The 6,960-nt window shown below is 68.3% G+C and carries 8 protein-coding genes and 5 tRNA genes; 4 read left to right on the forward strand and 9 right to left on the reverse strand.

Annotated features, from left to right (window positions below; translation table 11 throughout):
- The first annotated feature begins 84 nt into the window (after positions 1–84).
- On the forward strand, positions 85–678 hold the full coding sequence (gene epsC / locus GXZ33_RS05080; RefSeq protein WP_291339797.1) for a serine O-acetyltransferase EpsC: 594 nt from the start codon (positions 85–87) through the stop codon (positions 676–678).
- Positions 679–748: 70 nt separating this feature from the next.
- Here the strand turns inward: epsC and GXZ33_RS05085 are convergent, their stop codons facing one another.
- The 6 genes from GXZ33_RS05085 to GXZ33_RS05110 form a co-directional block, all read right to left on the reverse strand.
- On the reverse strand, positions 749–1,039 hold the full coding sequence (locus tag GXZ33_RS05085; protein ID WP_291339792.1) for a GNAT family N-acetyltransferase: 291 nt from the start codon (positions 1,037–1,039) through the stop codon (positions 749–751).
- Between the two features lie 61 nt (positions 1,040–1,100).
- Entirely contained in the window at positions 1,101–1,265 is a 165-nt protein-coding gene (locus GXZ33_RS05090; RefSeq protein WP_291339793.1) for a hypothetical protein, read from the reverse strand.
- An 80-nt stretch (positions 1,266–1,345) separates the two neighbouring features.
- Positions 1,346–1,418: transfer RNA gene (locus GXZ33_RS05095), tRNA-Phe, on the reverse strand.
- A gap of 27 nt (positions 1,419–1,445) precedes the next feature.
- Positions 1,446–1,519 (reverse strand) — tRNA-Asp (locus GXZ33_RS05100).
- Between the two features lie 218 nt (positions 1,520–1,737).
- Positions 1,738–1,814: transfer RNA gene (locus GXZ33_RS05105), tRNA-Asp, on the reverse strand.
- A 34-nt stretch (positions 1,815–1,848) separates the two neighbouring features.
- Positions 1,849–1,921, reverse strand: a tRNA-Glu gene (locus tag GXZ33_RS05110).
- A gap of 136 nt (positions 1,922–2,057) precedes the next feature.
- Between GXZ33_RS05110 and GXZ33_RS05115 the strand changes: the two genes are divergently transcribed.
- Positions 2,058–2,378: a metal-sensitive transcriptional regulator gene (locus tag GXZ33_RS05115; RefSeq protein WP_291339794.1), complete on the forward strand. Its 321-nt coding sequence runs from the start codon at positions 2,058–2,060 to the stop codon at positions 2,376–2,378.
- On the opposite strand, the gene GXZ33_RS05120 is transcribed toward GXZ33_RS05115, so the two are convergent.
- Both GXZ33_RS05120 and GXZ33_RS05125 read right to left on the reverse strand, forming a co-directional pair.
- Positions 2,375–3,733, reverse strand: a complete 1,359-nt coding sequence (locus GXZ33_RS05120) for a DUF2254 family protein (RefSeq protein WP_291339795.1) — start codon at positions 3,731–3,733, stop codon at positions 2,375–2,377. The genes GXZ33_RS05115 and GXZ33_RS05120 overlap by 4 nt on opposite strands.
- 13 nt (positions 3,734–3,746) lie before the next feature.
- The gene (locus tag GXZ33_RS05125; RefSeq protein WP_052437897.1) at positions 3,747–4,055 is read right to left on the reverse strand and encodes a hypothetical protein; all 309 of its coding nucleotides are present in this window, start codon (positions 4,053–4,055) and stop codon (positions 3,747–3,749) included.
- Positions 4,056–4,080: 25 nt separating this feature from the next.
- Between GXZ33_RS05125 and GXZ33_RS05130 the strand changes: the two genes are divergently transcribed.
- Positions 4,081–4,989 (forward strand): ABC transporter ATP-binding protein, encoded by a 909-nt coding sequence (locus tag GXZ33_RS05130; protein ID WP_291339796.1) that lies wholly within the window; start codon positions 4,081–4,083, stop codon positions 4,987–4,989.
- A complete protein-coding gene (locus GXZ33_RS05135) occupies positions 4,986–6,608 on the forward strand; it encodes an ABC transporter permease (RefSeq protein WP_040086670.1) in 1,623 nt (540 codons plus the stop codon). Before GXZ33_RS05130 ends, GXZ33_RS05135 begins: the two co-directional genes overlap by 4 nt.
- Before the next feature lie 64 nt (positions 6,609–6,672).
- On the opposite strand, the gene GXZ33_RS05140 is transcribed toward GXZ33_RS05135, so the two are convergent.
- A tRNA-Lys gene (locus GXZ33_RS05140) sits at positions 6,673–6,748 on the reverse strand.
- Positions 6,749–6,960 lie beyond the last annotated feature (212 nt).

A 6,960-nucleotide genomic window follows, 5' to 3' on the forward strand; every position in this document is an offset into this window, starting at 1 on the left:
CCCCCCCGACGAGGGCGTTCCCGACCGGTGCCGGAGCACTACGCACCTGCGGGCGGGCGAGCAAGTAGACTCTGGGCCATGCTGCTGTTGAACATCGTGAAGATGGTCCGGGAGGACCTGCGCAACGCCCGCGACCACGATCCCGCCGCCCGCGGTGACATCGAGAACGCCGTCGTCTACTCGGGCCTGCACGCCATCTGGTCCCATCGGGTGTCCCACTGGATGTGGAAGCGCGGCCTACGTGGCCCCGCCCGCATCCTGGCGCAGCTCAACCGCTTCTTCACGGGCATCGAGATCCACCCGGGTGCCACCATCGGCCGTCGTTTCTTCATCGACCACGGCATGGGCATCGTCATCGGCGAGACCACCGAGATCGGCGACGGCGTCATGCTCTACCACGGTGTCACCCTGGGCGGTCAGGTGCTCACGCAGACCAAGCGTCACCCGACCATCGAGGACAACGTCACCATCGGTGCCGGCGCCAAGGTGCTCGGCCCGATCACCATCGGTGAGGGTTCCGCGATCGGCGCCAACGCCGTGGTGACCAAGGATGTCCCGGCCGACCACATCGCCACGGGCATCCCGGCGAAGAACCGCCCACGCCGCCAGTCCGAACGCATCAAGCTCGTCGATCCGGACTACTACACCTCCAACGATCCGGTCGACTACAGCATCTAGGGACGACGAAGGCCCCGGGGAGCACAACCGCTCCCCGGGGCCTTCTCTCTGCTTGTCGACGTCCCCCCGCTCACCCGACGAGGTCGCGGTACTCCGCGTTCTTGTTGATGAAGTGCTCCACGGCGGAGCAACTGGGGCGCACCTTCGCCCCCTCCTCACGGGCCCAGTCGAGGGCCTCCCGGATGAGCGGGGTGGACAGTGCACGTCCGCGGTAGGCCTGGTCCACCACGGTGTGGTTGAAGTCCAGTACGCCGCCGTGGGGGACGTAGGAGGCGTAGCCGACCTCGCGGCCCTCCAGGGAGATGACGAAGCGCTGCTTCTGCTCGTTGTGCTCGATGACGTAATCGTTGCTGTGGTTCATGCCACCCGATTATGCCCCGCCCACGGCGTCCCGTGCAGGCGAGGGGCTGTCATCCACCGGACTACCCCAGCAGCCTCTCCACGAGCTCCCTGGCGTCGTCCAGCTGCCTCCCGGTGGTCTGCGCCGGCTGCTCGAAGATCTGGCAGGCGTGGTCGGGCACGACCTCGGCGCTGGGGGTGATCCCCCGCTGTTCGAGATAGTGGTCCAGGTCCCGGTCGATGCTCATGCCGTCACACCCTACCCGCGGCGCAGGTGGAGGCAGCAAAAAGCCCCGCCCCGGTGATGTACCGGAGTGGGGCTTGATTGTGGCCAGAGCCAGGATCGAACTGGCGACCTTCCACTTTTCAGGCGGACGCTCTACCAACTGAGCTATCTGGCCGAAGACTGCCACAAAGAACAATCTCTGCGACCCTGACGGGGCTCGAACCCGCGACCTCCGCCGTGACAGGGCGGCGCGCTAACCAACTGCGCCACAGGGCCTTATTCTTTTTTCAGTGTTCCGGGTCTGCCTGGCGGCTTGCTCCGTTGCACGAGATGTAACTCTACACAGAGCTTGTCATCAACCACAAATCGCCAGGTGAATAGCTGTTTTACCGCGTGACCCGAGGAGCCGGATGCACACTGCCACGCAGGGTGCCGGAAAGAGAAAACAGGCCCCGGCCGCTTCCGAGGGGAAGCAACCGGGGCCTGTCTGACACTGGCGACCCTGACGGGGCTCGAACCCGCGACCTCCGCCGTGACAGGGCGGCGCGCTAACCAACTGCGCCACAGGGCCATATTCTCTTGTGTCCGAGGTCCTGGAACCTCAGTACCCCCAACGGGATTCGAACCCGTGTCGCCGCCGTGAAAGGGCGGTGTCCTAGGCCACTAGACGATGGGGGCCAGTCTTTTCGCCAGAAGGGCTCTGGGACGTGCGACTGGTTACAGATGTTACTTCATCACCGTGAAAGATCAAAACCGCAGGTTCCACACGGTTTTGCTGGACGGCACCGGGGTGGGGTCGGCTAATCTGAGGGACATGAACGACCACGACACCTGCTCGTGCCATGAGCCCAACGTCCACGGCTACAACGAGAACAAGTCGAAGTACCTCGCCCGCCTCAAGCGCATCGAGGGGCAGACGCGCGGCATCCACCGCATGATCGACGAGGACCAGTACTGCATCGACATCCTCACCCAGGTGTCCGCCGTGACCTCCGCACTGGAGAACGTCGCCCTCGCCCTGCTGCAGGACCACATCGCGCACTGCGTCACCGGGGCCGCCAAGGCCGACGGTGAGGCCGCGGAGGCGAAGATCGCCGAGGCCATGAAGGCCATCCAGAAGATGGTGAAGTCCTAGGAGTCCGCTTCCTCAGATTCCTCCGCTTCCTCGGCCAGCAGCGCCCGCAGCCGCTCCAGGGTGGAGCGGTAGCGGGGCACGGTGGCGTCGAGAAGATCCTCCACCATGGACCGCAGCGCCTGCGGCACCTGGGCGGACCCCTCCGCGTAGAGGTGGACCTCGGTGACGGATTCCTCGATGAGGGTGGTGATCTCCTGCGGGAGATGGACGATCCGGACCGGCCGGCCCATGATGTCGCCGCCGTCCTCCCCGCCGTCCTCCGCGATGTAGGGGCTCGGCTCAATGCAGGTGACCAGGTAACGCAGCACGCGGTGCAGCTCCTGGACCGACTGGACGGCGGTGGTCGGGTCGTTGGTGCCGGGGGACAGTGCGCGGTCGGCGATGTCGACGAGCTGCCGCAGCCCGAAACCGACGTCCTGCGTGAGCGTTCGTTCCATGCGCACCCCCACCGCCGCGTTGAGGTGCTTCCGGTCCTCCTCCGTGAGCTCACCGTCCCACCAGACGCGCATGACGCACTGCCCCTCGACGATGTGCTCGCCGACGCGGCGGTCCACCGTGATGACCGCGTCATTCTCCGTCGCCCAGTTCAGCAGGCGCCGGTAGTCGAACCACACGATGGAGCCGGTCTCCGTGGTCGCCACCGGCTGACGGGCGTCGCCCGGACGCGGTGACCACGTCGGCCCCTGTTCCAGCGACGCATCCCCCTCCTGCACGAGGTACATCTTCTTCGCCAGGGCGAGGGTCTCCTGGCCGATGGCGCTCACCGCGTTGGCCACCTTCATCGAGGAGAGGATGTGCCGGATGAACGCCAGGAAGAAACCCAGGCAGGTCAGCACCATGACGAAGGCCACGGTCACGGACAGACGCGGCACGAAACCGTCGTCCCCCTCGCGGCTGTTCCACACGTAGCGGGTGACGGTGAGGGCGAACACGAAGGTGGACAGCCAGATCGCCAGCGTCCCCTGGACGGTGCGGCTGCGCAGGAAACCGTCCATCATGCGGGGGCTGAAGGAGCTGTTGACCAGCTGCAGCACGACCAGCGTGATGGAGAAGACCAGACCCGTCACCGAGATCGTCGCCGAGGCGATGACGCCGAGCACCTCGCGGGCCGCGTCGGGGCCGCCCTCGAAGGCGAAACGGAGAGGGTCGCCGGCGTCCCTGGCCTCATAGGAGGGCAGGAGCACACCGAGGACGACCGCCGCGATGACGCTCACCGCGGGGATCATCCAGAACGGTGTCCACAGGCGCTGCCACCACGTCTCGCGTGGCACGTCGGGGACCGCCCCGCGGACGCGGACGGTCGCATTCTCGGTCGACTTCCCGGTCGACTTCTCGCTCACAGTCTGCTCAGTCACACCTCCAGTATCCCTACCGCAGGCCGGTGAGGCGGGAGACCAGCCCCCGATTCGCGGCCACCCACCGGTAGCTCCCGGACCACAGTCGGTCCAGGCCCCGCAGCAGCAGGATCCGGCCGGCCGCGCGCACCCACCACGCTCCCCCGCCGGCCACCAGGGCGGACCCGATGGCGCGGTGGCCGAGTTCGTCGCCGCCTGCGGAGCGGAACACGGCGTGGTGGCGGAGGGGGAGCGGGGCGACGTCGACAAGCGGGGCGAGACCCACCAGACGTTGCGCCGCAGCGCGGCAGAAACCACAGTCCCTGTCGTAGTAGAAGGTCATGCCCGTCAAAACTACTCTGGGACGCATGGACACCCTTGCCGTGGAAGCAGTCGGCCTGACCAAGAGCTTCGGCTCCGTGCGGGCGCTGGACGAGCTCGACCTGAGTGTGCGGACGGGGGAGGTGCACGGTTTCCTCGGACCCAACGGCTCGGGTAAATCGACGGCGATCCGCGTCCTGCTGGGGGTGCTGCGGCATGATTCCGGCCGGGTCCGCGTCCTCGGCGCCGACCCCTGGCGCGACGCCGTCGACCTCCACCACCGCCTGGCCTACGTCCCCGGCGACGTCGAGCTGTGGCCGAACCTGACCGGCGGTGAGGCGATCGACCTGTTCGGCCGGTTGCGGGGGCGCGTCAACCAGCGGCGCCGTGACGACCTCATCGACCGTTTCGACCTCGACCCCCGCCGCAAAGGACGCACCTACTCCAAGGGCAACCGACAGAAGGTGGCGCTCATCGCGGCACTGTCCGCCGACGTCGACCTCCTGCTTCTCGACGAACCCACGTCCGGACTCGACCCCCTCATGGAGGCGGTGTTCCAGGAGCTCATCCGCGAGGCCTGCGCCCGCGGCACGACGGTGCTGCTCTCCAGCCACATCCTCTCCCAGGTGGAGGCGCTGGCGGACCGGATCTCCATCATCCGGAAGGGGCGCGTCGTGGAGACCGGCACGCTGCTGGACATGCGGCACCTCTCCCGCACCGTGGTCACCGTCCTCACCGACCGCCCGACGGAGGAGCTGGTCCGGCACGAGGGCATCCACAACGCCCACCGGGAGGGTGAGCAGGTGCGTTTCGACGTCGATGCCGCCCACCTGCCCGCCGTCATGCAGGAACTGGCCACGCTGGGGGTGCGCGCACTCACCGCGACGCCGCCCTCACTGGAACGTCTCCTGCTGCGCCACTACGGCGACACCCCGGACGGGGTGGACCAGCCGTGAGCACCCTGACCGGTACCGGCACCCTGCTGCGGTTCATGCTCCGACGTGACCGGCTGCGCCTGCCGCTGTGGGTGCTGGGCATGGGCCTGATGGCCCTGTACATCTCCACCGCCCTGGGCACCGTCCTCGACGAGGAGTCGCTCCCTGGCATGGCGCAGATGGCCGCCACCCCGGTGATGGCCCTCATCGGCGGTCCCGGCTACGGCTTCGACGCCATCACCATCCCCCGCTTCTTCGCCGGCCTCTACGGCGCGTACCTCATGCTGGGCGCGGCCCTGATGTCGATGACCACCCTCTCCCGGCACACCCGCGTCGAGGAGCAGTCCGGACGCGGCGAACTGGTGCTCGCCGACGTCGTCGGCCGCCACGCCCAGCTCACCGCCGCCCTCCTCCTCGCGGTGCTGATGAACGTCCTGGTCGCCGTGACGATGACCGGCATCATCCTCGTCGCCCCTCTCGAACCCGCGCCCGGTGTCGGCTCGACCGCGCTGTTCACGGCGTCCATCGCGGCGGTGGGCGTCGCCTTCGCCGGCGTCGCCGCCACCACGGCGCAGCTCTCGCCCTACTCCCGCACCTGCACGGCCCTCGCGGGCGTCGTGCTGGCGGTGGCCTTCCTGGTGCGTGGCATCGGCGACATGTCCCGCAGCCAGGGCGGTGACCTCGCCTGGCTGTCCTGGCTCTCGCCCCTCGGCTGGGCCCAGCAGACCGCCCCCTACACCCTCGACCGCTGGTGGCCCCTGGTATTCCCGCTGCTCTTCGCCGCCGTCGGCGCCGGGCTGGGGTACCTGCTGCGTTCCCGGCGCGACTTCGGGGCCGGCGTCCTGGCGGACCGCCTGGGCCGGGAGCGCGCCCCCTCCTGGCTGGGCACTCCCCTGGCGCTGGCGTACCGGCTCCAGCGCGGTGCCCTCCTCGGCTGGTCCGTGGCCATCTTCCTCACCGGGCTGCTCCTCGGGGCATTCACGGACTCCATGGCGGACGTCGCCGACTCCCTGCCCCCGGAGATGCTCGCGGTCATGGGCGGTGACGGTGCCGCGGACGCCTTCGTCAACGGCTACCTCGGTTTCATGTCCGTCTACTTCGGCGTCATGTTCGCGGTGTTCGCGGTCCTCGCCGTGCAGTCGCTGCGCTCCCAGGAGACCGAGGGCCACACCGAGGCCGTGCTGGCCACCGCCGTAGGCCGGGCGCAGTGGGTGCTGTCCTGGGTGACGGTCACCGCACTGGGGGCGGTGTGGCTGGCGGTGCTCGCCGGCCTCGGCGAGGGGCTGGGGGCCGTCCTGGTCACCGGCGACGGGTCACTGTTCGCCCCGACGCTGCTGGGCCACGCCGTGCAGTTCTCCACGGTGTGGTTCTTCCTCGGCCTGGCGGTGGCCCTGTACGGCCTGGCACCCCGCCTCATCGGCCTGGTGTGGGTGCTCTACGTCGTGGGTACGGTCCTCATCTTCTTCGGCCCGATGCTGGATCTGAGCCAGGCCTGGCTCAACCTCTCCCCCTTCCAGCACACGGGCCAGCATCCGGCGACGGACGTGCAGTGGCTCGGTGTCACCGTGCTCTCGCTCGGGGGCGTGGCCCTGGCGCTGCTCGGCGCCGTTGCTTTCCGACGCCGCGATCTCAGCGCCTGAGCCACTGCCACCGCGTGTGGACGTGACGAGAGGGCCTCCCACTGGTGGGAGGCCCTCTCGGTGATGGTGGGCCCCGCGGGGCTCGAACCCGCGACCTGCGGATTAAAAGTCCGTAGCTCTACCAACTGAGCTAGAGGCCCGTGGAGAAGACAATAGTCTGTCGTGCCACGGGAGGTAAAAATGCCCGTCACTATCGGCGACGGGCAGGGCGGGGACCATGGGTCAGTGCCTGCCGCCGAAGATCATCCGCGCCAGCCTGAGGTTGGTGAAGATGAAGCGACCTGCCTGGAAAATAAGGCTGCGACGACGGCGCAGGGTCCTCTCCGTGGGCAGGGGTGCATGATCCAGGGAG

This window comes from Corynebacterium sp. (genome assembly GCF_012838985.1).
Taxonomy (GTDB): domain Bacteria; phylum Actinomycetota; class Actinomycetes; order Mycobacteriales; family Mycobacteriaceae; genus Corynebacterium.